Below are 23,769 nucleotides of genomic sequence, written 5' to 3' on the forward strand. Positions count from 1 at the left end.
CGGCAATGAGAGTGGTTCGCAACGGGAAACGCAAGTGATTCATGACGTTTGTTCATCCGACAGTAATCCCAAGGGGATGCCCCGATGCATTTCACAATCAATGGTCAATCGCATGACATCGAGGTCGATGTCCGAACCTCGCTGCTCGACCTGTGTCGCGAACATCTGGGGCTGACCGGCTCCAAAAAGGGGTGCGACCATGGACAGTGCGGCGCGTGCACCATGCTGGTCAATGGGCGGCGGGTGAATAGCTGCCTGACGCTGGCGGTGATGCATCAGGATGACGAGATCACGACGATCGAGGGGCTGGGCCAGCCGGGCAACCTCCATCCCCTGCAGGATGCCTTCGTCCGGCATGACGGATTCCAGTGCGGCTATTGCACGCCGGGGCAGATCTGCTCGGCGGTGGGCATGCTGGCCGAAGTGGCGAAGGGCTGGCCCAGCCATGTCACCGAGGACCTTGGCCATGCCGAACTGACCGAAGCCGAAATCTCCGAGCGGATGAGCGGCAATCTGTGCCGCTGCGCCGCCTATCCCAACATCGTCGACGCGATCCGCGACGTGGCGGGGCAAGGCGACCGCAATCCCAATGAGGATGTGGGCCGGGAGATCGCGGCATGAAACCGTTCGACTATGCCCGCGCCGACTCGCTCGCCACCGCCACCCGCGACGGCGCGGTGCCGGGCGCGCGCTTCATCGCGGGCGGCACCAACCTGCTCGACCTGATGAAATTGCAGGTGGAGACGCCCGACACGCTGGTCGATATCAGCCGCCTGGATCTTGGGGAGATCGAGGCGCGCGAGGATGGCGGCCTGACCATCGGCGCGCTGGTGCCCAATAGCGACCTCGCCGCCGACGCGCGGGTGATCGAACGCTATCCGGTGCTGTCGCGCGCGCTGCTGGCCGGGGCTTCGGGGCAATTGCGCAACAAGGCGTCGACCGGCGGCAATCTGCTCCAGCGGACCCGCTGCTATTATTTCTACGACCCCGCCACGCCCTGTAACAAGCGCGATCCGGGAAGCGGCTGTTCGGCGATCGGCGGCGAGAACCGCATCCTCGCGATCCTCGGCACCTCGGACCAGTGCATCGCGACGCACCCCAGCGACATGGCCGTCGCCATGCGCGCGCTGGACGCGGTCATCGTCACCCGGAAGCCGGACGGCGACCGCCGCCGGATCGCGATCGGCGAATTCTATCGCCTGCCGGGCGCCACGCCGGAGATCGAGAACGTCCTGGAGCGCGGCGAACTCATCACCCATGTCGAACTGCCGCCCGCGCCCAGGGGCAAGCAGACCTATCGCAAGGTCCGCGACCGCGCCTCCTACGCCTTTGCGCTCGTGTCGATTGCCGGGATCGTCGCGGTCGAGGATGGCCGGATCGCCTCGGCCCGACTGGCATTTGGTGGGCTCGGCCCCATGCCGTGGCGGAATGAGGCGGTGGAGCAGGCGCTGGTCGGGCAGGCCCCCAGCGACACGGCGTTCAACGCCGCCGCCGATGCGCTGCTGGCCGACGCCAAAGGCTATGGCTCGAACGACTTCAAGATTCCGCTGACGCGCCGCACGCTGATCGCGACGCTCCGCGAACTGACTCAGGAGGGCTGATCCCATGTTCGGATTCGGCAAGGACGACACGAACACGCTGACCATGAATCAGCCGCACCCCGACAGCCTGCTCGACACCGGCGTGCAGGGGGTGATTTCCAAACCGCTCGACCGGGTGGACGGCCCGAAAAAGGTGACGGGCACCGCCACCTATGCCGCCGAATATGCCATCGAGAATATCGCGCACGGCGTGCTGGTCGGCGCGAATTTCGGCCATGGCAAGATCAAGGCGATCCACGCCGATGCGGTCAAGGCGATCCCCGGCGTGATCGACGTCATCACCGATTATGACAGCTTCATCCGCAACTCGCAGCAGGGCGGCGAGACAGAAGCCCCGACGCAAGGCGTGCGCACCGTCGACTATTTCGGCGAGATCGTCGCGATCGTCGTTGCCGAGAGTTTCGAGGTCGCGCGCGACGCCGCCAAGCGGCTCAAGGTCGAATACGAGCCGCTCGACGGGACCTTCGACTATGAGGCGAACAAGGCCGAGGCCGAGCCAGCCCCCGATGGCCTTATCAAGGGCCATTACGACCAGGGCGATTTCGACCAGGCGTTCGAGGGCGCGGCGGTGAAGGTCGACGTCACCTACACCACCCCCAGCCAGAACTCCGCCGCGATGGAACCCCATGCCTCGATCGCGGTGTGGGAAGACGGCGCGCTGACCCTATACGGCGCATACCAGATGCCGACCTCGGATGCGCAGCAACTGGCCAAGGCGCTGGGGATATCGTCGTCCAAGGTGCGGATCATTGCGCGCTATATCGGCGGTGGCTTCGGGGCCAAGCTGGGCATCGCGCCGGAGAGCGTCGCCGCGGCCATCGCGGCCAAGCGACTGAACCGCCCGGTCAAGGCGGTGATGCTGCGCCAGCAGGTGTTCGACGCCACGGTCCGCCGCTCCAATACCGAACAGCGGATGCGGCTGGGCGCCGAAGCGGGCGGCCGGATCGTCGCGCTGGGCCACGAGTCGATCACCTCGAACCTGCCGGACGAGGACTTCTTCGAGCCTGTCGGGATCGGTACGCATTTCCTCTATGCGGGCGAGAATCGGCGGATCAACCATGACGTGGTGCGGCTGAACTGGACGCTGTCGGGATCGATGCGCGCACCGGGTGAGGCGGTGGGCATGGTCGGCATGGAATGCGCCATGGACGAACTGGCCGAGGCGATCGGCATGGACCCCATCGACCTTCGCAAGGTCAATGATCCGCAGCAGGACCCGGAACTCAACGTCCCCTATTCGTCGCGCAACCTGACCCGTTCGCTGGAGGAGGGCGCGAAGCATTTCGGCTGGGACCAGCGCCGGGCACCCGGTCAGCGCCGCGAGGGCGACTGGCTGATCGGCATGGGCGTCGCCGCCGCCTGCCGCTCCAACCAGTTGCAGCAGTCCGCCGCCAAGGTCGAACTCCATCCCGACGGCAGCGCGACCGTCTCCTCCGCGATGACCGATATCGGCACGGGCAGTTACACCATCATGGCGCAGATTGCTGCCGAAATCCTCGGCCTGCCGGTCGAAAAGGTCACGATGGCGCTGGGCGACACCAACGATCCCCCCGCCGCGGGCTCGGGCGGGTCGTGGGGCGCAGCGTCGGCAGGGTCGGCGGTGTATCTCGCGGCCGAGCGGGTGCGCGAGAAGCTGGCCAAGGCGATGGGTGTCGACACCGACAGCCTGACGCTGAAGGACGGCATGGCGATCGGCGACAACCGTTCGGTCCCGATCGGCGAACTGGTCGGCAAGGACGGCCTGTCCGCGATCGGCGAGATCAGGCCCGGCGCGCAGGAGAAGCAGTTCAACCAGGCCAGCTACGGTGCGCATTTCGCGGAAGTGGGCGTGAACGTCATCACCGGAGAGGTTCGCGTCCGCCGGATGCTGGGCGTGTTCGCGGCGGGGCGCGTGCTCAATGCCAAGACGGCGCGCTCGCAATGCCTGGGCGGCATGACCTTCGGCATCGGCACCGCGCTGACCGAGGAACTGATCCACGATCCGCGCACCGGCAAGCTGGTCAACCATGACCTTGCCGAATATCATGTCCCGGTGAACGCCGACGTACCCCAGCAGGAAGTCCATTTCCTCGACGAGCGGGACATCCACGCCAACCCGATCCACGCCAAGGGGATCGGCGAACTGGGCATCTCCGGCGCGGCCCCGGCGGTGGTCAACGCGATCTACAACGCCACCGGCATCCGGGTGCGGGATATGCCGGTGACGCTCGACAAGCTTCTCGATCATCTCCCGGCGCTTTGATGAGCGAGAATGACAGGGTCCTCGCCGCCGCCCGCGAATGGCGGGGCGAGCCGATGGCGATCGCGACGGTGGTGTCGACCTGGGGCTCGGCCCCGCGCCCGCGCGGCAGCCATATGCTGGTCCATGCCGATGGCCGGTTCGAGGGGTCGGTGTCGGGCGGTTGCGTCGAGAACGACATCCTCCACACCGCCGCCGAGGTGATCGGCGGCGCGCCCTTCCAGGTGAAGCGCTACGGCGTGGCGGATGCCTCCGCCTGGGACGTCGGCCTGCCCTGTGGCGGCGAGATCGCGGTGATGGTGCAGCCCGTGTCGGCGGACGGGTTCGATCCCGAACTGTTCGACCGCATCGCCGAGGCGCGCGAGGCGGGCCGGTCGCTGACCGTCACCACCGACCTGACCACCGGCCATTCGGACCTGCGGCCGATCGAGACGGGCGAGGTCTTCGCCAATCGCTACGACCCGCCGCGCCGCTTGCTGATCGTCGGCGCGGTGCAGATCGCGCAGAGCCTTGCCCAACTGGCGCAGACCTTGGGCATCGCCACCACCGTCATCGACCCGCGCGCCCGCTTCCTGACCGAAGAGCGCTTCCCCGGCGTCACGCTGGACGATCGCTGGCCGGACGAGGCGGTGGCGGCCTATGCCCCCGGCCCCGCCACCGCCGTCGTGACGCTGAGTCACGATACCAAGATCGACGACCCCGCGCTGGTCGCCGCGCTCGCGCACGACACCGCCTATGTCGGTGCGCTGGGCAGTCGGCGCAGCCATGCGGCGCGGCGGGAGCGTCTGGCGGCGATGGGCGTTTCCCAGCAAGCGATCGACCGGATCGACGGTCCGGTGGGGCTGGATATCGGTGCGATCGGCCCCTCCGAGATCGCGCTGTCGATCGCGGCGGCGATGATAGGAGCCTTTCATGATCGACCCTGAGGATGTGGTGCTGGTCCTGCTTGCGGCGGGACAGTCGAGTCGCTTCGGGATGGAGAACAAGCTGGAGGCCGAATTCCTGGGCAAGCCGGTGGGCTTCCACGTCACCACCGCGCTGGAGAGCATTCCCTTCGCCGACCGGATCGTCGTGACCGATGGCTGTCAGTTGGACTTCGCCTCGCGCGGATACCGGGTGATCCATAATGACGAGATCGCCAGGGGCATGTCGCACTCGGTGCATCTGGGCGTGCGGGAAGCGGCAAAGGCCGCGCCCAAGGCGATCCTGATCGCGCTGGCCGATATGCCGCGCGTGACTGCGGCGCATATCTATCGGCTGTTCGACGCCTTTGACGGGCCGGACTCGGTGGTGATGTCCAGCAATGGCGAGCATCCCACCCCGCCGGGCGTCTTCGGTGCGGGCCGGTTCGAGGCGCTGCTCCAGCTCGAGGGCGACGAAGGCGCTCGCAAGCTGGTCGCGGGTGGCCGGCATGTCGTGACCGCCCCCGCCGAACTGATCGATATCGACACGCCCGAGGATCTGGAACACCTGCGCCAGTTGGTCCACGCGCCGGAGCGCACGATCACTCGTGCCGGAGCGCGTCGATCGGATTGAGCGCCGCCGCCCGCCGCGCCGGGAAATAGCCGAACACCACCCCGATCACCGCCGAAATGGCGAAGGCGATGATGTTGATCTGCGGGTCGAAGGTCCACGGCACCTGCATCACCGGCACCAGCGCGGCGATGATCGCCTGCGCCAGCACCAGCCCGATGATCCCGCCCAGGCAGGACAGCACCACCGCCTCGACCAGAAACTGCATCAGCACTTCGCGCGCGACCGCGCCGATCGCCAGGCGGATACCGATCTCGCGCGTCCGCTCGGTGACGGACACCAGCATGATGTTCATGATGCCGATGCCGCCGACCACCAGACTGATCGCGGCCACCGCCGCGACGATCCGGGTCAGCATCGTCGTCGTGCTGGTCAGCGTGTCGCTGATCTGCTTGGTATCGAAGATGTTGAAGTCGTCTTCCTTGCCGCCGGTGATGTTGCGCCGTTCGCGCAGCAGGTCGGTGAGCGAGGCCTGCACCGCGCTGGTCTGATAGGCCTGATCGACCCCGACCAGCATCAGGCGGATGTCGCGGTTGCCCGTGAAGCGGCGCTGCACCGCCTTGATCGGCATCAGGACCACATCGTCCTGGTCGCCGAACCCGCCCTGCCCGCGTGTGGTCAGCACGCCGACCACGTCGCAACTGATCGCGCCGATGCGAAAGCGCTGGCCCACCGCATCGGTACTGGGGAACAGGTTTTTCCGCACCGTATTGCCGATGATGCACACGGCCTTGCCCGAGGCTTCCTCCGCCGGGGTCCAGAGCCGCCCCGACGCCAGCGGCCAGGGCTGGACGGTGAAATAGGCGAGCGTCGTGCCCGTCACCGTGGTCGACCAGTTCGCGCCCTCATAGATGGCGGTCGCGGTGGTCTGCGCCTGCGGGGCCACCGCCGTCACGCCCGCGATCTGATCCGCGATCGCCTCGACGTCCTCGGGCTTGAAGTCGGGCGGGCGCGGGCCGCCGCCGCCGCGCCCGAAGCCCTGGCCGGGGCGGACTTGCAGGATGTTGGTGCCCAGCGACGAAATCGACTGCTGCACGGCGGCGGTCGTCGCCTTGCCCAGCGTCACCATGGTCACGACCGCGCCGACGCCGATCACGATGCCGAGCGTGGTCAGGAAGGACCGCAGCAGATGCCGCCGGATCGAGCGGATGGCGAGAAGAAGCGTGGTGCCGAACATCAGTGCCCATCCATATCCGGCACGACGCCGGGGCGATGCTGCGCCTCGATCCGCTCGACCAGCCCGTCCTTGAAGTGGATGACGGTCCGCGCGAAGGCGGCCATGTCGGGCTCGTGCGTGACCATCAACACGGTGATGCCGCTGTCCCGGTTGAGCCCGGTCAGCAACTCCATGATCTCGACCGAGCGTTCGGAATCGAGATTGCCGGTCGGCTCGTCGGCCAGCAGCACGTCGGGGCTGGTGACGATGGCGCGGGCGATCGCCACGCGCTGTTGCTGCCCGCCCGACAGTTCGGCGGGCGTATGGTCCCACCATTGGTCGAGCCCGACCTTCTCCAGCGCCGCCATGCCGAGTTCGCGCCGCGTCTTCTTGTCCTCGCCCCGGTAGAGCAGAGGCAGTTCGACATTCTCCAGCGCGGTGGTGCGCGACAGCAGGTTGAACCCCTGGAACACGAAGCCCAGATAGCGCCGCCGCAGCATCGCGCGCTGGTCGCGGTCCAGCGTCTCGACATGATAGCCGCGGAACAGGAAATTTCCCCCGCTCGGCACGTCGAGACAGCCCAATATGTTCATCGTCGTCGACTTGCCCGACCCCGAAGGCCCCATCACCGCGACGAAATCGCCGCCCGCAATGTCGAGGTCGACCCCTTTCAGCGCCTGGAACTGGGTCGCGCCGCTGCCATAGGTCTTGGTGACGCCGCGAAGCTGGATCAGAGGCGCATCAGCGGCCACCGCCGCCCCCTTGCTGGCCCTGACGACGCTGGCCGCCCCCGGCGGGGGCGCTCTGCCCTGCCGCAAGCTGGCCGGTGATGACCTGCATATCCGGCTTGAGGCCGCCCGACAGGACCTCGGTCATCGATCCGTTGGTGTCGCCGGTGACGATCTGCACCGCCTGCGGCTTGCCGTCGGAACCACGCACATAGACGGTCTGGGTCGCGCCGCGCTGGACGGTCGCGGTCCGCGCCGCCCGGTCGCGGCGCGGACGGAAGGTCAGCGAACCCGCAATGCCGCCGCCGCCCTGCCCCGCGCCGTCCGAAGGCTGGAAGCGCAACGCCGCATTGGGGATCAGCATGACGCCCCGCTTGTCCGACGTCACGATATCGGCGGTCGCGGTCATGCCGGGGCGCAATTGCAGGTCGGGGTTCGCCACGGTCAGGTCGGCGGCATAACTCACCACCTGCCCCGTGGTCGACGTGGCACTGGTGGTCGAGGAAGACGAAGAGGTCGCCGCGCTGACCGTCAGGTTCGATCCCAGGTCGACCCGCGTGATCGTCGCGGGGAAGGTCCGCCCCGGAAAGGCGTCGACGGTGAAATTGGCCTTCTGCCCCACCTTCACCTCGCCGACATCGGCTTCGTCGATCGCGACCTCCAGCTTCATCTGGGTCAGGTCTTCGGCGATGACGAACAGGGTCGGCGTGTTGAAGGACGCCGCGACGGTCTGGCCCGGATCGACCTGCCGCGCCAGTACCACGCCGGAGACGGGCGAGCGGATGATCGCGCGCTGTCGCTGGGTCTGCGACTGGGCGAGCTGCGCACGGGCGGCGGCGACATTGGCTTCCGCGACGCGGAGCGCGGCGACCGCACGCTGCGCATCGGCGCGCCCCGTCTGCAATTCGGTGGCCGAGGGGACGCGGCCGTTGGACAGTTTATAGACCTGTTCCAGCCGCGCGAGTTGCGCCTGCGCCTCGGCCACGGTCGCGCGCGCCTGCGCCACCTGGGCCTGGTTCGCGGCCAGTGTCGCCTGGCCCGCACGGATCTGGTCGTCAATCTGTTCGGGATCGATCAGTGCCAGCGCCTCGCCCGCCTTCACCCGGTCGTTCACATCGACCACCACCCTGGTGACCAGCCCCGAAAGCTGCGAGCCGACCGTCACCTGGGTCGTGGGGGCCAGCTTGCCGGTCGCCGAGACGGTGACGGTCAGGTCTCCGCGCGTCACCGGCGCGGTCGCATAGCCCGCCTCGTTCGATCCGCCGAAACAGTTTTTCAGCAGCAGCGCGAGCAGTACCACGCCAACGATCACCACGCCCCATTGCACCCATTTGCGCCAGCGCGGCTGTGGCTTCACGCCCAGGAAATCGTCGAGAGTCTGGTCGGCCATCAGCGGTTGTCCGGGGTTGTCGCGCGCGATGGCGCTTCAGGAATATGGGTGTCGTCCCAGCCGCCGCCCAGCGCGGCGAACAGCGCGACCTGCGCGGTGGCGGCGTCGGAGCGAGCCTGTACCAGCCCGTTCTGCGCGCTGAGCAGCGCGGCCTCCTGTTGCGACAGGGTGGTGAAGTCGGTCAGGCCCGAGCGATACTGGCTGCGCGCCAGCACCGCCGAGTTGCGCGCGGCATCGAGTTGGATGGCGAATTGCCGTTCCCGCTCGCGCGCGGTGTTGAGCGCGACGATGGCGTTCTCGACGTCCTCCAGCGCGAGCAGGACGGTGCCCTGATAGGCGGCATAGCTCTGATCGGCGAGCGCCTGCGCGTTCCTGACCTGCGAACGCAGACGACCGCCGTTGAAGATCGCCTGGGTCAGCCCGGCGAACAGGCTGCCGGTGATCGCATCGCCCAGCGAGCCCAGGCTGGTCGCCGCCGTGTTGATATTCCCCGATATGGCGAGTGCCGGATAGAGCGCCGCCTGCACCACGCCGATCCGCGCGGTGGCGGCGGCCAGGTTGCGCTCGGCGGCGCGGACATCGGGGCGACGCCGCAGCACGTCCGCCGGGATGCCGACGCCGATCACCGCCGGGCCGTTGGGGATGGGCCGCACCGCCTCCAGCCGGGTCTTGAGCGCGCCCGGCGCCTGTGCGGTCAGCACGCCCAGGCGCGAAACGGCGGCATTATATTGCTGCTCGATCGACGGGATGGTCGCGGCGGTCTGCGCCCGCTGGCCGCGCGCCTGTTCGGCGTCGAGCGAGGAGACAAGGCCCGCCTGCACGCGGAAACCGGCGATCTCCAGATTGTCGTCCTGGAGCGCCAGGCTGGACCGCGCATTGGCAAGCTGCGCCTGATAGGCGCGCGCCAGCATGTAATTGCGCGCCAACTCGCTCTCGACGGTCAGCAGCGTCGCGGCATAGCTGAACCCCGCGCCCTCATAGGTCGCACGGGTCGCCTCGACGGTACGGCGGACCTCGCCGAACAGGCCCAGTTGATAACTCGCCGACAGGCCAATGGTATAGCTGTTGCTGCCCCCCCCGCCGGTATCGACCACGGTTCCGTCGGGGAGGGTAAAGCTGCGCCCGCCACCCGCGAGATTCTCGTTCCGCTGATAGCCGGTCGAACCCGATACGGTGGGCAGCAAGGTCGCGCGGCTCTGAATCAGGCTTTCGCGCGCCTGCCGCAGCCGGGCGATGGCCTGCACCACATCGGTGTTGGCGACCACCGCCTGCTCGACCAGTTCGGACAGCAGCGGATCGTCGAACGACCGCCACCAGCGGGTCAGGTCCTGCGCCTGCGCATTGGCGGCGGGCACCGACCAATTGGCGGGCACCCCCAGCTCTTGGGGAGCGGCGGGACGGTAATCGGGGCCGACCGTACAGCCGGACAAGACGGCTGTGGCCAGGAGAAGGACGCGGGCGCGAGGCTTCATGGGCACGAACCTGCCCCGCCGTTACGGCCCCGTCCAGTGCGTTTATGTCGCAAAGTGTGACGGATGCGGGAATTCGCCGTCATGTCGCGGCGCATGTTTTTCCAGCGTCAGGCAAATCCTCCCCGGCACGGGGAGGTGGCAGACCGCAGGTCTGACGGAGGGGGGCTTCCTCAAGGGCATCCTTTGCGGCGATCCCCCTCCACCATGCTTCGCATGGTCCCCCTCCCCGTGCCGGGGAGGATCGTGAATTACCGCCCCACCCAGTCGGACACCTGCTGCGCCACCTGGTTCGCCGCCTGGTTCAGCGCGGGGCCGACACTTTCCGCGTCGATCTTGCCCACCGGCACGCGCGTCTCGAAGCGGCGCTTCTCGATGCTCGTCTGACCGTCGCGTTGCAGCGCGGCGTCGAACATCACCACGGCCTCGCGCCGGATGGCGTCCATGCCGAACTGGCGCAATTCGCCGCCCAGACGATCGCCCGGATCGCCGATCGATTCCCGCGCCGACAGCACAACCCGGCCCGCCCGCGCGGTCAGCGTGTCCGCCATCAGCCGCGCGAACAGCCGCGTCGGCGGCTCGGCCCATTGCGCGTCCTTCACATAGGCGATGCTGGTCGCATCCTCCTGCACCGGCACGCGCGCGGTGGCGAGTTCCTGCGGCGCGCTGGGCACCTGGATGGTGATCGACTTGCCGCGACCCGAATCCTGCGTCTGGCCGACCACCGGCGCCGACTGCGCCTGGAGCGTCAACAGCGAGGGCGGCGGCTTGGCCCCGAAGCTGATGCAGCCCGCCAGCGGAAGCGATGCCATCAGAACGATCAGCGGAGTCTTCATGACGGTCCTCATCGGCTTCCTCACTTGCCCTTATAGTCCGGCAGCTTCTGCTGCCCGATCAGCGACCCCGCCCCCTGCTGGTCGACCTTCTCGGCGACCGCCGACAGCGACTGGGTCATCACGCGCAGGTCCTTCACCAGACGATCCACCTCGGGCACGGTCTGCTTGGAGAAGGTCTGAAGCCCCGGCCGCGCATCGCCGATCGCCGAATTCAGCGTGTCGGCGCTCTGCTGGGCCGAGGCGATCGCCTTGTTCAGATTGGCCATGGTCGGCTTGACGTCCTCGGCGAGCAGGCCGTTGGTCGTCGCCGCCAATTGCCCGATCGACTGCGCCGCATCGCCCGCCTGCTGGATCGCCACGCGGGTCTGCGCCAGCGTCGCGGCGATCTCCGGCCCCCGATCGGCCAGCGCGTCGGTCAGGCGGTTGGTGTTGTCGAGGATGCCCGCGATCGAGGCCTGGTTGCGATCCGACAGCAGCCCGGTCAGCCGCTCGGTCAGCGTCGACAGCCGCTCCAGCAACTGCGGCGCAGAGTTCAGGATCGCGCCGATGCCGCCCTGCTTGGTCGGGATGACCGGTACGTCATAGGGGCAGACGGTCCGGTTTTCCGGCGTCGGACAGGCGATCGGCGGCGCGCCCTTGCGTGCGCCGTCGAGCGAGACGGTGCTGGTGCCGGTGAAGCTGGCGGAAATCGACGCGGTCGTGCCCTGGAGGATCGGCGTCTGGTCGTTGACCGCGACGCGCACCCGCACGAACTGCGGATCGGGCCGCCACAGCGCGATTTCCTTCACCTGCCCCGACGGCACGCCCGAATAGGTGACCGCCGAGCCCTTGGCCAGGCCATCGACCGACTGGCGGAAGAAGATGTCATACTCCTTCTCCGACGTGCCGCCCAGCCGGGCGATCCAGACGGTGAAAAGCGCCAGCACGACGAGCAGGATCAGCACGACGGAGCCGACAAGGACGTGGTTCGAACGAGTTTCCATCAGCGTGTCCCTGGTTCGCCTCTCGCATGGGCGTCGGCCTCGGTCCCCTGCGACCGTTGGCCGGTGGAATGGGCTTCGACTTCGGTGGGGTGGCGCGCGGCGTCGGTATCGGCGGAGCGGGGCCGCAGGTCCGCCACCTCGTCCTTGGCGGCGATTGCGGCCCGTCCGCGCGGCCCCTTGAAATATTCCTCGATCCACGGATGGTCGAGCGCGATCAACTCGTCGATCGTGCCGACCGCGATGACCTTCTTGTCCGCCAGCACCGCGACGCGGTCGCAAATGGCATAAAGCGTGTCGAGATCGTGGGTGATGAGGAAGACGGTCAGCCCCAATGTCTTCTGGAGCGAGGCGATCAACTGGTCGAACGCCGCCGCGCCGATCGGGTCGAGGCCCGCCGTCGGCTCGTCGAGGAACAGCAACTCGGGATCGAGCGCCAGGGCCCGGGCGAGCCCCGCACGCTTCTTCATGCCGCCCGACAATTCGGCCGGGTATTTGGGCCCGGCATCGGCGGGCAGACCGGTCATCACCACCTTGTAGGACGCGATCTCGTCCATCAGCGCCTGGGGCAGATCACGGTAGAACTCCCGCAACGGCACCGCGACATTCTCCGCGACGGTCAGCGTCGAGAACAGCGCACCGCCCTGGAACAACACGCCCCAGCGCTTGCGCACATCGACCGCCTCGGTCGCCTCGCGGCCGATGGTCGGTTCGCCGAACACGGTGATATCGCCCTGATCGGGGGTCTGGAGGCCGATGATCGTGCGCATCAGCACCGACTTGCCGGTGCCCGATCCGCCGACCACGCCCAGGATCTCGCCCTTGCGCACGTCCAGGTCGAGCCCGTCGTGAATCACCTGATCCCCGAAGCTGTTGCGCAGCCCCCGGACCTGGATCAGATGTTCGTCCTGTTCGGCCATCAATCCCATCCGATCCAGGTGAAGAAGACCGCGAAGAAGGCGTCGAGCACGATCACGAGGAAGATCGCCTGCACCACCGCCGCCGTGGTGCGCAGCCCGACCTGCTCGGCATCCGACTTGACCTGCATCCCCTGGAAACAGCCCGCGATCGCGATGATCGCGCCGAAGACGGGGGCCTTGATCAGCCCGACATACAGGTCGGTGATCGGCACCACCTCGCGAATGCGGGCGATGAAGGTGATCGGCGGAATGCCCAGCGACACCGCCGCCAGAAAGCATCCCCCGATCATCGCGATCAGCGAGGAATAGAAACCGAGCAACGGCATCAGCGTGACCGCCGCCAGCGTGCGCGGCAGCACCAGCGCCTCCATCGGCGACACGCCGATGACCCGCATGGCGTCGATCTCCTCGGTCAGCTTCATCGTGCCGATCTGCGCCGCGAAGGCCGAGCCCGAACGCCCCGCGACCATGATCGCGGTCATCAGCACGCCGAGTTCGCGCAACGTCAGGCGACCGACCAGATTGATCGTGAACACCTCCGCGCCGAACTGCCGAAGCTGCACCGCGCCCTGTTGCGCGATGACGATGCCGATCAGGAAGCTCATCAGCCCGACGATGGCGAGAGCGGTCACGCCGACCGTCTCGAACTCATGCACCACCGCGTTGAAGCGGAAGCGACGCGGATGACGGATCACCGCCAGCGCGGCCAGCACGGTCGCACCCATGAAGCCCAGCAGGCCGTACAATGTCTTGAACGCGGCGATGACCGCATCGCCCACTTCCCCCGCGACGCGCGAAAAGGGGCTGATCGCCCTGGGCCGCATCGCGACCGGTTGATCCGCCTCCACCACCTTGTCGAGCAGATGGCGCTGATCCTCGTCCAGCCCGTCGATCTGCGCATCGTTGCGCGCGGCGAAACGGTGGATCAGCCAGGCGCCGACCGTGTCGATCCGATCCACCTGCGACAGATCGAGTCGTTCGACGGCTGCATCCTCGCGGTCCAGCCGCTCCGGCAAGTCGCCCAGCGTCGCCAGCGACAGGCTGCCGGTGAAGCGCATCGCGCCACCGTTCGCCGGGTCCAGCTGATAATCGGCCTTGGCGTTCATCACCTGCCTCTTTGAGGGAAAGCGGAGGTATCGACAAGGCGCTTCCTTCGCACGACGAATCGCCCCGGGCCGATAATTAGACCTTTGCGTGACGTTTTCAAAGCAACCTGTCCACGGCGTGGAGGACCAGTCCGACGCTGCCGCCGACCAATGTCCCGTTGATCCGGATATATTGCAGGTCGCGCCCAACCGCATTTTCCAGCCGCGAGGTGACGGTGTCGGCGTCCCATCCGCGCACCGTCTCCGACACCAGCCGGACGATGCCGTCGCCATAATCCGCCGCCACGCCGACCACCGCGCGCCGCACGAAGCGGTTGATCGTCGCCGCCAGCCGGGGATCGTTCTGCAACGTCTGCCCCAATTGCCGCACCGCATCGCCCAGCCGTCCGGCGGTGACGGCCTGCGGATCGCGCGCCATCCGCAACAGGGCCTCGCGCGCCTGTTCCCACAGCCCGTCCAGCCAACGCTGCATCGCGGGATTGGCGATCAGTTCGGCCTTCACCGCCTCCACTCTGGCGCGGGTATCGGGATCATATTGCAGGTCCCAGGCAAGGCGATCCAGCCCCTCCTCGATCTTCTGTCGCAGCGGGTGCTCGCGATCCTCGGCGACGTCGTGGAGCAGCTTGTGCAGCCCGTCGATCAGCTTGTCGGCCAGCGTCTCGTCCAACCCGGTCCAGCGCAGGATCGCACCCGCCCGCTCATGCACCATCGCGCGGACGATCGGCTCGTTCGCCTCCAGCGCGCTCGCCGCCCAGCGTAGCACCGAGTCGAGCAGCGGCAGATGCCGCCCCTCGGCGATGCTGGCCTTGAGCAACTGTCCCAGGATCGGCGCGACCTCGGTCGCGCGCAGCCTTGCGCCGATGCCCGCCTTGACCATGCCGCCCAGCCGCTGCGGGTCGAAGGCGGTCAGCATCTCGGCGAACAGGCGCGACGCGCCGCGCCGGATACGCCCGCCCTCCTGCGGCGGTTGCGCCAGCCAGCGCCCCGCCACGCCCGCCACGTCCAGCCGGACCATGCGTCGCGCGACGACCCTGGGGACCAGGAAATTGGTGCGCAGGAAATTGGCGAGCGTGTCGCCGATCCGATCCTTGTTGCGCGGCACGATCGCGGTGTGCGGAATCGGCAGGCCCATCGGATGGCGAAACAGCGCGGTCACCGCGAACCAATCCGCCAGGCCACCGACCATTGCCGCCTCCGCAAAGGCGCGGACGAAACCCCAAAAAGGGTGAACGGGCTGCAAGGCGCGCGAAACCAGGAACAGCGCCGCCATGGTGACGAGCAAACCGGTCGCCACGACCCGCATCTTCCGCAGGGCGGCTGGAACGGTCTGGCTACCCCCCGATCGCATCGCGATGTCCATCGATCAGAACAATTCGCGAGCGGCGGCTTTGTTCAAGAGGAATCTTTCCCGAGCGTAACGAAAATGGGATGAACCTCCCCGGTACGGGGAGGTGGCAGGGCGAAACCCCTGCCGGAGGGGGGGCTTCCACGCAGGCTGTCCTTTGTGGCGCGCCCCCTCCACCATCCTTCGGATCGTCCCCCTCCCCGTTCCGGGGAGGATTTATTCCGCCGGACCATAACCCAGCTTGCCGGTCGCGGGCGGCAGTGCGGGGCCGCCCGTGGGGCCTTCGATCACCGGCCCGCCGCCCGTTTCGTCGCCGGGCTTGTAGGTCAGCAGCCGCTTGCCCAGACGCGGGCCGATCCAGCGCTCGACCCCGACGGCCAGGCTGAACGCGGCGGGCACGATCAACAGGGTGAGGATGGTCGACATGGCGAGGCCGCCGATCACCGTCACGCCCATCGGGCTGCGCCACGATCCGTCACCGCCCAGCGACAAGGCGGTCGGGATCATGCCCGCGACCATCGCCACCGTGGTCATCACGATCGGCTGGGCGCGCTTGTGGCCGGCGTCCAGCACCGCGTCGCGCACCGGCACGCCCTTGGCGATCTCTTCCAGCGCGAAGTCGATCAGCAGGATCGAATTCTTGGCGACGATGCCCAGCAGCATCAGCAACCCGATATAGACCGGCAGCGACAGCGGATTGCCGGTGAAGTGCAGCGCCAGCAACCCGCCCAGGGGCGCCAGCAGCAGCGAGGCCATGTTGACGAAGGGCGGCAGGAAGCGGCGATAAAGCAGCACCAGCACCGCGAAGACCATGAAGATGGCGGAGATGATCGCCGTGAAGAAGTTGGTCATCATCTCGTTCTGCATCTTGGCCTGGCCCAGCACCATTTCGCTGACCCCCATCGGCAGATTCTTCATGATCGGCAGGTCGTGGACCTTCTTCATCGCGTCGCCGCTGATTACGCCCTTGGCGAGGTCCGCGCCGACCGTCACCTGACGCCGCTGGTTCACGCGGTCGATCTGGGTCGGCCCCGCGCCCAGCCCGATATCGGCGACGACGCTGAGCGGCACCGAGCCGCCGGTCTGGGTCTGCACCGGCAGATTCTGGATGGTCGACATCCGCGCCCGGGCATTCTGGTCCAGCGCCACGCGGATCGGCACCTGCCGATCCGACAGCGAGAAGCGCGCCGAATTCTGGTCGATATCGCCCAGGGTCGCGATCCGGATCGCGCTGGACAACGCCTGCGTCGTCACGCCCAGATTGGCCGCGAGGTCGAGGCGCGGACGGATCACGATTTCGGGCCGGTCGAGATTGCCGACGATGCGCGGCGCGACGAGGCCCGGGACGGTCCCCATCTGCTCGACGATCTTGTTCGCGGTATCGCGCAGCACCGCCGGATCGTCGCCGCCCAGCGTGATGGTCAGGTCACGTCCGCTCGAACCCCAGCCGAATTGCGACTGGAAGGATACGCGCGCATCGGGGATCGCCGCCAGTTCGGGGGCCAGCGAGCGTTCGAAGTCGGTGCTCTTCATCGAGCGATCCTCCTTCAACGTCGCCACCACGCGGCCATTGCCGACGCTGGTGCGCGAATAGACCGATTCGACGTCCGGCTGCTTGCGCAGGAATTGCGCGACCTTCTTTACGACCTGATCGGTCTGGGCCAGCGTGGTGCCGGGCACCATCTCGATCTTGGCGACCGCCTGGTCATTGTCCTGCGGCGGCTGGAAGGTCTTGGGAATGACCGCGAACATCACGACGGTCAGGACGAAGGCCATCACGCCGATGCCGATCACCCACAGGCGATGGTCGCGGAACCGCCCGAAAAAGCGCCGCACCACCCCGCGCCGCGTGCCCTCGGTCGGTCGGTCATAACGCAGCGACCAGCGCAGCGTCGCCATATAGATGTCCATCAGACGCCCCTCGCCATGGCTGGCATGGCCGGCAGACTTCAGGAAATAGGCCGCGATCATTGGCGTGATCATCCGCGCCACCGCCAGGCTCATCAGCACCGAGACGACGACGGTCAGGCCGAAATTCTTGAAATACTGGCCCGGCACGCCCGGCATGATCGACACGGGCAGGAACACCGCGACGATCGCCATGGTGGTGCCCAGCACGGCGAGGCCGATCTCGTCCGCCGCGTCGATCGACGCCTGATAGGCGGATTTGCCCATCCGCATGTGGCGCACGATATTCTCGATCTCCACGATCGCGTCGTCGACCAGCACGCCCGCCACCAGGCTGAGCGCCAGCAGCGTCATCTGGTTGAGCGTGAAGTTCATCAGGTCCATGACCCAGAAGGTCGGGATCGCCGACAGCGGGATGGCCAGTGCCGAGATCACCGTCGCACGCCAGTCGCGCAGGAACAGGAACACGACGATCACCGCCAGCACCGCGCCCTCGATCATCGCATGGATGGCGCTTTCATATTGCTGCTCGGTATATTTCACGCTGTTCGAGCGGAGGACGAACTTGACCTCCGGATTGCGCTTTTCCAGCGCCTTCAGCTTCTCGACCGCGCCGTTATAGACGCTGACGTCCGAGGCGCCCTTGGCCCGCTGGAAGTCGAAGCTGATGACCTGCCGCCCGTCGACCGCCGCCTGCGAACGCTGTTCGGCATAGAGATCGCGGACCGTGGCGATATCGGCCAGCCGCACCGTACGCCCGCCGCGCACGTTGATCTGGGTCTGGCCCAGGTCATAGGCGTTGCGCGCATTGCCCAGCACGCGGACGGCCTGCTCGGTTCCCGCGATCTCGGCACGGCCACCGGCGGCGTTCAGGTTGGTCATGCGCAACTGCGCATTGACCTCGCTGGCGGTCAGCCCCTGCGCCTGCAATTTCAGCGGATCGAGGATCACGCGGATCTCGCGCGTCACGCCGCCGTTGCGGATGACCTTGGAGAGGCCGGGGACCGACAACAGCTCCTTGGTGACATTGTTGTCGATATACCAGCTAAGCTGTTCGGGCGTCATGTTGGACGCCACCGCCGAATAGCTGGCCAGGTCGTTGTCGGTCGAATCGACGCGGATCACCTGCGGCTCCAGGATGCCGTCGGGCAGCATCGATCGTATCTGAGTGATCGCGTCGCGCGCATCGCTGACCGCGCGGTCGATCGGGGTGCCGATGTCGAGCTGGACCAGGGTCTGCGACTGGCCCTCGGTCACGGTCGAGGTGATCTGGTCGACGCCCTGAAGGTTCCGCAACGCCGCCTCGACCCGCTGGGTGACCTGGGTCTCCAGTTCGGTCGGTGCCGCACCCGGCTGGCTGACCACGACCACGACGATCGGGAAGTCGATGTCGGGGTCGTTGTTCACGTCCATCCGCATGAAGCTGACGATCCCCGCCAGCGTCAGCGCGACGAACAGGACGATAGGCGGAACCGGGTTCCGGATCGCCCAGGCCGAGATGTTGCGGAAACTCATGTCACTTGGCCTCCGGGCCGCCGAGGATCGGATGGACGAGCTGGCCGACCGCCAGGAAGCCACCCGCCGACCGCACCACCCGCTCGTTGCCGTTCAGGCCCGAGGCAATGGTCACGCCATCGTCCGATACCTGACCGATCTTGATGTTGCGGCGCGCGACCTTGTTGTCGGAGCCGACGATATACACGAAACTGCCCTTGTCGTCGCTCTGGATCGCCGAGTCGGGCAGCAGGGGCGCGCGGCCCGCGCCGCCGCGGATCGTCGCCGAGGCGAAGCCGCCCGGACGCAGTTCGGGGCTGTAGGACAGCGCGATCCGCGCGATGCCCTGGCGGGTCTGCGGATCGATGACCGGCGACACCTGCCACACCTCGCCCTTGAAGCTCTTGTCGCCGCCGACCGGGGTGACGGTGGCGGGCGAACCGGCGGTCAGGCCGACCAGGTCCGATTCGGCGAGCTGCGCGCGAAGCTCCATCTGCCCGCCCATCGCCATGCGGAACAGCACGCCCGAGCCCGAGCTGACGATCTGGCCCGGCTCGGCGGCGCGGGTCAGGATCAGCCCTTCGGCCGGCGCGCGGATGTCGAGGCGACCGTTGCGCGCCTGCGCTTCCCTGTACGACGCTTGCGCCGCACGGACACGCGCGGCGGCGGCGTTGCGGGTCGCCTCGCGCCGTTGCAGATCGGCCTTGGAGATGAAACCGCGATCGACCAGTTGCTGCGCACGGTCCAGTTCGGCCTGTGCGATCTGCTGGTCCGACTGCGCCACCGCGACCTGGGCGTTCAACGCGGAGGCGGTCTGGGTCTGGACCGAGCGATCGACGGTCGCCAGCACCTGGCCCGCGCGGACCCACTGCCCCGGCTCGACCAGCACGCGGGTGATCATCCCCCCCTCGCCCGCGACGCCGACCGGCATTTCGCGCCGCGCGGCCAGCGTACCGGTGGCGGAAACGATGCGGCTGACCGCCTGCTGCCCCGGAACCACGACGGTGATGTTGGGCACCTGCGTCCCGCTGGAGGCACCGGGGGCCGAATCATGCTTCTTGCCGCCGAGCAGATACCAGCCCGCCAGCGCCACGAGGATGAGCACCACGACGACCGGAATCCAGCGCCGCCGTGCGGGCGCGGGTCCTTCCAGTGCCATATGGCTGCCGCCCCCGATCGCCCCCGTTTCGTAATTCATGTTCGTCATCGATCCCCGATCCGCATCGTCATGTCGTGGCCACGCCTCAGATGCGCCTATTCGCCGCTGTATTATAGAAATACATCACTGCACTCAAGCGACTTTGCGTATGGGAGAATTAAGGCGGCTCTAAGATGCGCCGGGCGCGTTCATCGCACGTTTCGGCGCGGTCGGCCAAAGGCCTTGCCAGCATCAAAGGGAGTTGATGATGAAATTATTCCTGTTTTCCGCCGCCTTGGCCCCGCTCGCGATAGCGTCGGGCGTCGCCGCCCAGTCGGCGCCCGCTCCGACCACGGTCGAGCCGCTGGTTCCGGCGGCGGGTACGATCCTGGACATCTCGGCGGAAGGGCGCACGACGCGGGTGCCTGATCTGGCGACGATCCGCGCAGGCGTGGTCAGCCAAGGCGCGACCGCCGCCGCGGCGCTGAGCGACAATGCGCAGCGCATGGCGCGCGTGCTGGCGGCGGTGAAGCGGGCCGGCGTCGCCGACCGCGACATCCAGACCGCGACCGTCCAGCTTCAGCCGCAATATCGCTATGGCGAGAATGTCCCGCCGACCATCACCGGATATCAGGCGACCAACACGCTGAGCATCCGGTTCCGCGACATTGCCAAGTCCGGCACGGTGCTGGACGCGCTGGTGGCGCAGGGCGCCAACCAGATCGACGGCCCCAACCTGTCGATCGACAAGCCCGATGCCGCGCTGGACGAGGCGCGTACCGATGCCGTCGCCAAGGCCCGCGCGCGCGCCGAGCTTTATGCCAAGGCGGCGGGGATGCGCGTCGCCCGGATCGTGTCGATCACCGAGAACGGCGCGGATGCGGGCGGGCCCGAGCGGCCGATGATGATGGCGCGCGCAATGGCCGCCGACGCCATGGCCAAGACTAGCATCGCACCGGGCGAGCGGGACGTGACGGTCAATGTCTCGGTCCGCTTCCTGCTGAACTGATCCGGCCCGCCTCCTTCGCTCGCGTGGCGGAGGGGGCATCGCCCATACCCGATATACGAAAAAGGGCCGCCCGGTTTCCCGGACGGCCCTTTTGATTCCGCTCGGAGCGAATAAGTGCTTAGCGCACCCGACCGCGACGAACGAGGTTCACGATCGCCAGCAGGATGACGGCACCCAGCAGCGAAACGAGGAACGAGGTCAGCGTCAGACCCGCGTTGTTGATCGAACCACCCGAGAAGATCAGGCCGCCGATGAACGCGCCGACGATGCCGACGACGATGTTCAGGAAGATGCCCTGCTGGGCGTCAGTACGCATGATGATGCTGGCCAGCCAGCCGATGACACCACCGATGATAAGCCACAGGATAATACCCATTGTCTTTCCCTCCGTTGGGCCCGCGAGCGGGACACGGGGGGAAGACGTGCGAATGGCGGTTATTGTTCCGTGCCCGTACCATCAATTCGATGAAGCGTTTTCACATGGTCAACGATGCGATCGTTTTTATTTTCGCCCTCAGTATTTCTGCTGGCGTTCATAGAGCGAGCGATAATGCTGGATGCGGGTGACGCGCAGGCCCGGCATGCCCGACCGGTCGATCGCGCGCTGCCACCCGGCGAATTCCTCCACCGTCAGGCCATAGCGATCGCAGACTTCGTCGACCGAGAGGAGACCGCCGTTCACCGCCGCGACCACTTCCGCCTTGCGACGGACCACCCAGCGGGTCGTGCTGGGCGGCGGGAGCGATTCGAGCGTCAGCGGTTCGCCGAGCGGCCCGATCACTTTCGCAGGACGGATCTTCTGGTTCTCGATCATCATACAACCTCACCGGGGCTCCCTACCCCATGTCGTCTGTAACGGCGACCCTGACACACGCGCTTGAACATCACCTAAAGTCGAAAGGTTAATGCTTTATTCACTCTTGTTCCACCGGGCCAGATAACGCGCCATGGGGCCGTTGAACGCGCCGTCGAGCGGCGCGAACAGCACGGGGTCCGCCGTGCCGCGAACGAATCCCGCCTGCACCGCCGCCGTCCGGCTGGCAGCCTGCCGAGCCGTCGCACCGACCATCAACACCGCCAGATCGGGCGGCAGCACCGTCAGTTCGGCATCCCGGTCAAAGCGGTTGAAGCTCAGGTCCAAAAGCGCAATCCATCCCGATCGTGAACCACCCTGTTATCGGACGGATATGAAAGTCGGGTAAAGGGCGGGGACATTTTCCGCTTTTCTTCGCAGGCAGGCCGCTCGCTTTGCAAGCCGCGCGCGAAAGGCGTATGGCGCGCGCATGGAGCAGATGGTGGATTTTCAGCTTGGGGGCGATCCCCGGGCGCGGCGGATCGTGGTGGCCATGTCGGGCGGCGTCGACAGTTCGGTCGTGGCCGCGCTCGCCCATGCCACGGGGGCCGAAACCATCGGCGTCACCCTGCAACTCTATGACCATGGCGAGGCGGTGGGCCGCGCGGGGGCGTGCTGCGCCGGGCGGGACATTCGCGACGCGCGCGCGGTGTGCGATCGCCTCGGCATCGCGCATTATGTCTTCGATCACGAAGACAGTTTCCGGACCCAGGTGGTCGACCGCTTCGCCGACGAATATCTCGCCGGGCGCACCCCCATCCCCTGCGTCCAGTGCAATATGGGCCCGAAGTTCACCGACCTGCTGAAGCTCGCCCGCGATCTGGGCGCGGACTGTCTGGCGACCGGCCATTATGTCCGCCGCGTCGAGGGCCAAGGGGGCGCGGAACTGCATCGCGGGGCCGATCCCGCGCGCGACCAGAGCTATTTCCTGTTCGCGACGACGCAGGAGCAGTTGGACTTCCTGCGCTTCCCGCTCGGCGCGCTGCCCAAGTCCCGCGTGCGCGAGATCGCCGCCGAACTGGGACTGGGCGTCGCGGCCAAGCCCGACAGCCAGGATATCTGCTTCGTCCCCGATGGCGACTATGCGAGCCTCGTCCGCAAGCTGCGCCCCGAGGCCGATACGCGCGGTGACATCGTCGATCTGACGGGGGCAAAGCTGGGCGAGCATCGCGGACTGATCCACTATACGGTCGGCCAGCGGCGCGGTCTGGAGATCGGGGGCAGCCCCGAGCCGCTCTATGTCGTCCGGCTGGAGCCCGACACGAAGCGCGTCGTCGTCGGCCCGCGCACCGCGCTGGCGGTCGAGGCGGCGCGGCTTACGGCCATGAACGTGCTGGGTCCGCTCGATGGCCCGCTCTTCGCCAAGGTCCGCTCGATGGCGAAGCCCGTGCCCGCCCGCATGGTCGGCGATCGGCTGGTCTTCGAAGCGCCCGAATATGGCGTGTCGCCCGGCCAGGCGGCGGTGCTGTATGACGGCGACCGGGTGCTGGGCGGCGGCTGGATCGCACAGACCGAGGCGGCACGCATCGCCGCCTGAAGCGTTGTTCCGGCATGACCGGTCCGACTATCGAAGAACTGCGCCACCGGATGGAGGCCGCCGCCGAACGCCTCGACTTCGAGGAAGCGCGGGTGCTGCGCGACCAGATCAACCTGTTGCGCGGCGGGGCGGAGGATATGGCGGTCGACACCAGCGGCCTGACCCGACAACAACCCGGTGCAATGGGTCTGGGCACCAGCCAGTCCCGGCCAGAGCGCCCCGAAGGCTGGGTACCGCCCAAGAAACCCGACCCGATGACCAAAGGGCGGGGTCGGCGTCAGGGTTGAAGTTGGAGCGGGACGCGAAGAATATGTTCGCGCGGAGGCGCGGAGGACGCAGAGTTGTCGTGCCCGAGGCGGACACCAGTCCACTTTTGCCCCCCGATGATTCCGTGAGGCCCGCTACCGCAGGATCATATTTTCTCTGCGTCCTCCGCGCCTCTGCGCGCAAAAAGGTTGGCGGCTTCGCTTAGAGCGGGATGACATCAGGTTGATCCACCCCTCCCCTTCAGGGGAGGGGCCGGGGGT

General features: G+C 67.3%; 22 protein-coding genes. 8 read left to right on the top strand and 14 right to left on the bottom strand.

Annotation, left to right across the window (positions count from 1 at the left end):
- Positions 1-84: 84 nt before the first annotated feature.
- Genes SM191_RS13935 through SM191_RS13955 form a run of 5 tightly spaced genes read left to right on the top strand, consistent with a single transcriptional unit; the run spans position 85 to position 5,376 of the window.
- Positions 85-621: a 2Fe-2S iron-sulfur cluster-binding protein gene (locus SM191_RS13935; protein WP_341506724.1), complete on the top strand. Its 537-nt coding sequence runs from the start codon at positions 85-87 to the stop codon at positions 619-621.
- A complete protein-coding gene (locus tag SM191_RS13940) occupies positions 618-1,601 on the top strand; it encodes an FAD binding domain-containing protein (protein ID WP_341506725.1) in 984 nt (327 codons plus the stop codon). The genes SM191_RS13935 and SM191_RS13940 overlap by 4 nt, the downstream gene beginning before the upstream one ends.
- A gap of 4 nt (positions 1,602-1,605) precedes the next feature.
- Positions 1,606-3,843, top strand: coding sequence for a xanthine dehydrogenase family protein molybdopterin-binding subunit (locus SM191_RS13945; RefSeq protein ID WP_341506726.1), 2,238 nt, complete (start codon positions 1,606-1,608; stop codon positions 3,841-3,843).
- Complete coding sequence (locus SM191_RS13950; RefSeq protein ID WP_341506727.1) at positions 3,843-4,766, top strand: XdhC family protein; 924 nt, start codon at positions 3,843-3,845, stop codon at positions 4,764-4,766. Before SM191_RS13945 ends, SM191_RS13950 begins: the two co-directional genes overlap by 1 nt.
- Entirely contained in the window at positions 4,753-5,376 is a 624-nt protein-coding gene (locus SM191_RS13955) for a nucleotidyltransferase family protein (RefSeq protein ID WP_341506728.1), read from the top strand. The genes SM191_RS13950 and SM191_RS13955 overlap by 14 nt, the downstream gene beginning before the upstream one ends.
- Here the strand turns inward: SM191_RS13955 and SM191_RS13960 are convergent.
- From SM191_RS13960 to SM191_RS14010, 11 genes are all read right to left on the bottom strand, one after another.
- A complete protein-coding gene (locus SM191_RS13960; protein ID WP_341506729.1) occupies positions 5,345-6,550 on the bottom strand; it encodes an ABC transporter permease in 1,206 nt (401 codons plus the stop codon). The genes SM191_RS13955 and SM191_RS13960 overlap by 32 nt on opposite strands.
- Positions 6,550-7,281 (bottom strand): ABC transporter ATP-binding protein, encoded by a 732-nt coding sequence (locus SM191_RS13965; protein WP_341506730.1) that lies wholly within the window; start codon positions 7,279-7,281, stop codon positions 6,550-6,552. Before SM191_RS13965 ends, SM191_RS13960 begins: the two co-directional genes overlap by 1 nt.
- Positions 7,271-8,647: an efflux RND transporter periplasmic adaptor subunit gene (locus SM191_RS13970; protein WP_341506731.1), complete on the bottom strand. Its 1,377-nt coding sequence runs from the start codon at positions 8,645-8,647 to the stop codon at positions 7,271-7,273. The genes SM191_RS13965 and SM191_RS13970 overlap by 11 nt, the downstream gene beginning before the upstream one ends.
- On the bottom strand, positions 8,647-10,119 hold the full coding sequence (locus tag SM191_RS13975; RefSeq protein ID WP_341506732.1) for an efflux transporter outer membrane subunit: 1,473 nt from the start codon (positions 10,117-10,119) through the stop codon (positions 8,647-8,649). The genes SM191_RS13970 and SM191_RS13975 overlap by 1 nt, the downstream gene beginning before the upstream one ends.
- 248 nt (positions 10,120-10,367) lie before the next feature.
- Entirely contained in the window at positions 10,368-10,952 is a 585-nt protein-coding gene (locus SM191_RS13980; RefSeq protein WP_341506733.1) for an ABC-type transport auxiliary lipoprotein family protein, read from the bottom strand.
- 20 nt (positions 10,953-10,972) lie between these two features.
- A complete protein-coding gene (locus tag SM191_RS13985) occupies positions 10,973-11,935 on the bottom strand; it encodes an MlaD family protein (RefSeq protein WP_341506734.1) in 963 nt (320 codons plus the stop codon).
- Entirely contained in the window at positions 11,935-12,861 is a 927-nt protein-coding gene (locus SM191_RS13990) for an ABC transporter ATP-binding protein (protein WP_445949860.1), read from the bottom strand. Before SM191_RS13990 ends, SM191_RS13985 begins: the two co-directional genes overlap by 1 nt.
- Positions 12,852-13,958, bottom strand: coding sequence for an ABC transporter permease (locus SM191_RS13995; RefSeq protein WP_341506736.1), 1,107 nt, complete (start codon positions 13,956-13,958; stop codon positions 12,852-12,854). Before SM191_RS13995 ends, SM191_RS13990 begins: the two co-directional genes overlap by 10 nt.
- Before the next feature lie 97 nt (positions 13,959-14,055).
- Complete coding sequence (locus SM191_RS14000) at positions 14,056-15,261, bottom strand: DUF445 domain-containing protein (RefSeq protein ID WP_341506740.1); 1,206 nt, start codon at positions 15,259-15,261, stop codon at positions 14,056-14,058.
- A gap of 258 nt (positions 15,262-15,519) precedes the next feature.
- Positions 15,520-18,726 (bottom strand): efflux RND transporter permease subunit, encoded by a 3,207-nt coding sequence (locus SM191_RS14005; protein ID WP_306998353.1) that lies wholly within the window; start codon positions 18,724-18,726, stop codon positions 15,520-15,522.
- Between the two features lies 1 nt (position 18,727).
- On the bottom strand, positions 18,728-19,903 hold the full coding sequence (locus tag SM191_RS14010; RefSeq protein WP_341506741.1) for an efflux RND transporter periplasmic adaptor subunit: 1,176 nt from the start codon (positions 19,901-19,903) through the stop codon (positions 18,728-18,730).
- 205 nt (positions 19,904-20,108) lie between these two features.
- On the opposite strand from SM191_RS14010, the gene SM191_RS14015 reads away from it, so the two are divergent.
- Positions 20,109-20,852, top strand: coding sequence for an SIMPL domain-containing protein (locus SM191_RS14015; protein ID WP_341506737.1), 744 nt, complete (start codon positions 20,109-20,111; stop codon positions 20,850-20,852).
- Between the two features lie 118 nt (positions 20,853-20,970).
- On the opposite strand, the gene SM191_RS14020 is transcribed toward SM191_RS14015, so the two are convergent.
- The 3 genes from SM191_RS14020 to SM191_RS14030 all read right to left on the bottom strand — a co-directional run bounded on the left by SM191_RS14020 (position 20,971) and on the right by SM191_RS14030 (position 21,993).
- The gene (locus SM191_RS14020) at positions 20,971-21,228 is read right to left on the bottom strand and encodes a GlsB/YeaQ/YmgE family stress response membrane protein (RefSeq protein ID WP_267434219.1); all 258 of its coding nucleotides are present in this window, start codon (positions 21,226-21,228) and stop codon (positions 20,971-20,973) included.
- Between the two features lie 138 nt (positions 21,229-21,366).
- Positions 21,367-21,666: a CtrA inhibitor SciP gene (gene sciP / locus SM191_RS14025; RefSeq protein WP_267434254.1), complete on the bottom strand. Its 300-nt coding sequence runs from the start codon at positions 21,664-21,666 to the stop codon at positions 21,367-21,369.
- Between the two features lie 96 nt (positions 21,667-21,762).
- Positions 21,763-21,993, bottom strand: a complete 231-nt coding sequence (locus SM191_RS14030; protein WP_306998347.1) for a hypothetical protein — start codon at positions 21,991-21,993, stop codon at positions 21,763-21,765.
- 142 nt (positions 21,994-22,135) lie between these two features.
- On the opposite strand from SM191_RS14030, the gene mnmA reads away from it, so the two are divergent.
- Entirely contained in the window at positions 22,136-23,242 is a 1,107-nt protein-coding gene (gene mnmA, locus SM191_RS14035; protein WP_445949861.1) for a tRNA 2-thiouridine(34) synthase MnmA, read from the top strand.
- A gap of 14 nt (positions 23,243-23,256) precedes the next feature.
- Positions 23,257-23,529, top strand: coding sequence for a UvrB/UvrC motif-containing protein (locus tag SM191_RS14040; protein WP_306998342.1), 273 nt, complete (start codon positions 23,257-23,259; stop codon positions 23,527-23,529).
- Positions 23,530-23,769: the final 240 nt, after the last annotated feature.

The organism is Sphingomonas sp. 2378, assembly GCF_038084995.1.
Taxonomy (GTDB): domain Bacteria; phylum Pseudomonadota; class Alphaproteobacteria; order Sphingomonadales; family Sphingomonadaceae; genus Sphingomonas.

Bases quoted from the DNA above. Each gene is read 5' to 3' on its own strand.
- SM191_RS13995 (WP_341506736.1), bottom strand. From the start codon at position 13,958: ATGAACGCCAAGGCCGATTATCAGCTGGACCCGGCGAACGGTGGCGCG.
- SM191_RS13990 (WP_445949860.1), bottom strand. From the start codon at position 12,861: ATGGGATTGATGGCCGAACAGGACGAACATCTGATCCAGGTCCGGGGG.
- SM191_RS13950 (WP_341506727.1), top strand. From the start codon at position 3,843: ATGAGCGAGAATGACAGGGTCCTCGCCGCCGCCCGCGAATGGCGGGGC.
- SM191_RS14010 (WP_341506741.1), bottom strand. From the start codon at position 19,903: ATGAATTACGAAACGGGGGCGATCGGGGGCGGCAGCCATATGGCACTG.
- mnmA (WP_445949861.1), top strand. From the start codon at position 22,136: ATGGAGCAGATGGTGGATTTTCAGCTTGGGGGCGATCCCCGGGCGCGG.
- SM191_RS13970 (WP_341506731.1), bottom strand. From the start codon at position 8,647: ATGGCCGACCAGACTCTCGACGATTTCCTGGGCGTGAAGCCACAGCCG.
- SM191_RS13940 (WP_341506725.1), top strand. From the start codon at position 618: ATGAAACCGTTCGACTATGCCCGCGCCGACTCGCTCGCCACCGCCACC.
- SM191_RS13985 (WP_341506734.1), bottom strand. From the start codon at position 11,935: ATGGAAACTCGTTCGAACCACGTCCTTGTCGGCTCCGTCGTGCTGATC.
- SM191_RS13955 (WP_341506728.1), top strand. From the start codon at position 4,753: ATGATCGACCCTGAGGATGTGGTGCTGGTCCTGCTTGCGGCGGGACAG.
- SM191_RS13975 (WP_341506732.1), bottom strand. From the start codon at position 10,119: ATGAAGCCTCGCGCCCGCGTCCTTCTCCTGGCCACAGCCGTCTTGTCC.
- SM191_RS13980 (WP_341506733.1), bottom strand. From the start codon at position 10,952: ATGAAGACTCCGCTGATCGTTCTGATGGCATCGCTTCCGCTGGCGGGC.
- SM191_RS13960 (WP_341506729.1), bottom strand. From the start codon at position 6,550: ATGTTCGGCACCACGCTTCTTCTCGCCATCCGCTCGATCCGGCGGCAT.
- SM191_RS14015 (WP_341506737.1), top strand. From the start codon at position 20,109: ATGATGAAATTATTCCTGTTTTCCGCCGCCTTGGCCCCGCTCGCGATA.
- SM191_RS14000 (WP_341506740.1), bottom strand. From the start codon at position 15,261: ATGCGGGTCGTGGCGACCGGTTTGCTCGTCACCATGGCGGCGCTGTTC.
- sciP (WP_267434254.1), bottom strand. From the start codon at position 21,666: ATGATCGAGAACCAGAAGATCCGTCCTGCGAAAGTGATCGGGCCGCTC.
- SM191_RS14005 (WP_306998353.1), bottom strand. From the start codon at position 18,726: ATGAGTTTCCGCAACATCTCGGCCTGGGCGATCCGGAACCCGGTTCCG.
- SM191_RS13945 (WP_341506726.1), top strand. From the start codon at position 1,606: ATGTTCGGATTCGGCAAGGACGACACGAACACGCTGACCATGAATCAG.
- SM191_RS13935 (WP_341506724.1), top strand. From the start codon at position 85: ATGCATTTCACAATCAATGGTCAATCGCATGACATCGAGGTCGATGTC.
- SM191_RS14040 (WP_306998342.1), top strand. From the start codon at position 23,257: ATGACCGGTCCGACTATCGAAGAACTGCGCCACCGGATGGAGGCCGCC.
- SM191_RS14020 (WP_267434219.1), bottom strand. From the start codon at position 21,228: ATGGGTATTATCCTGTGGCTTATCATCGGTGGTGTCATCGGCTGGCTG.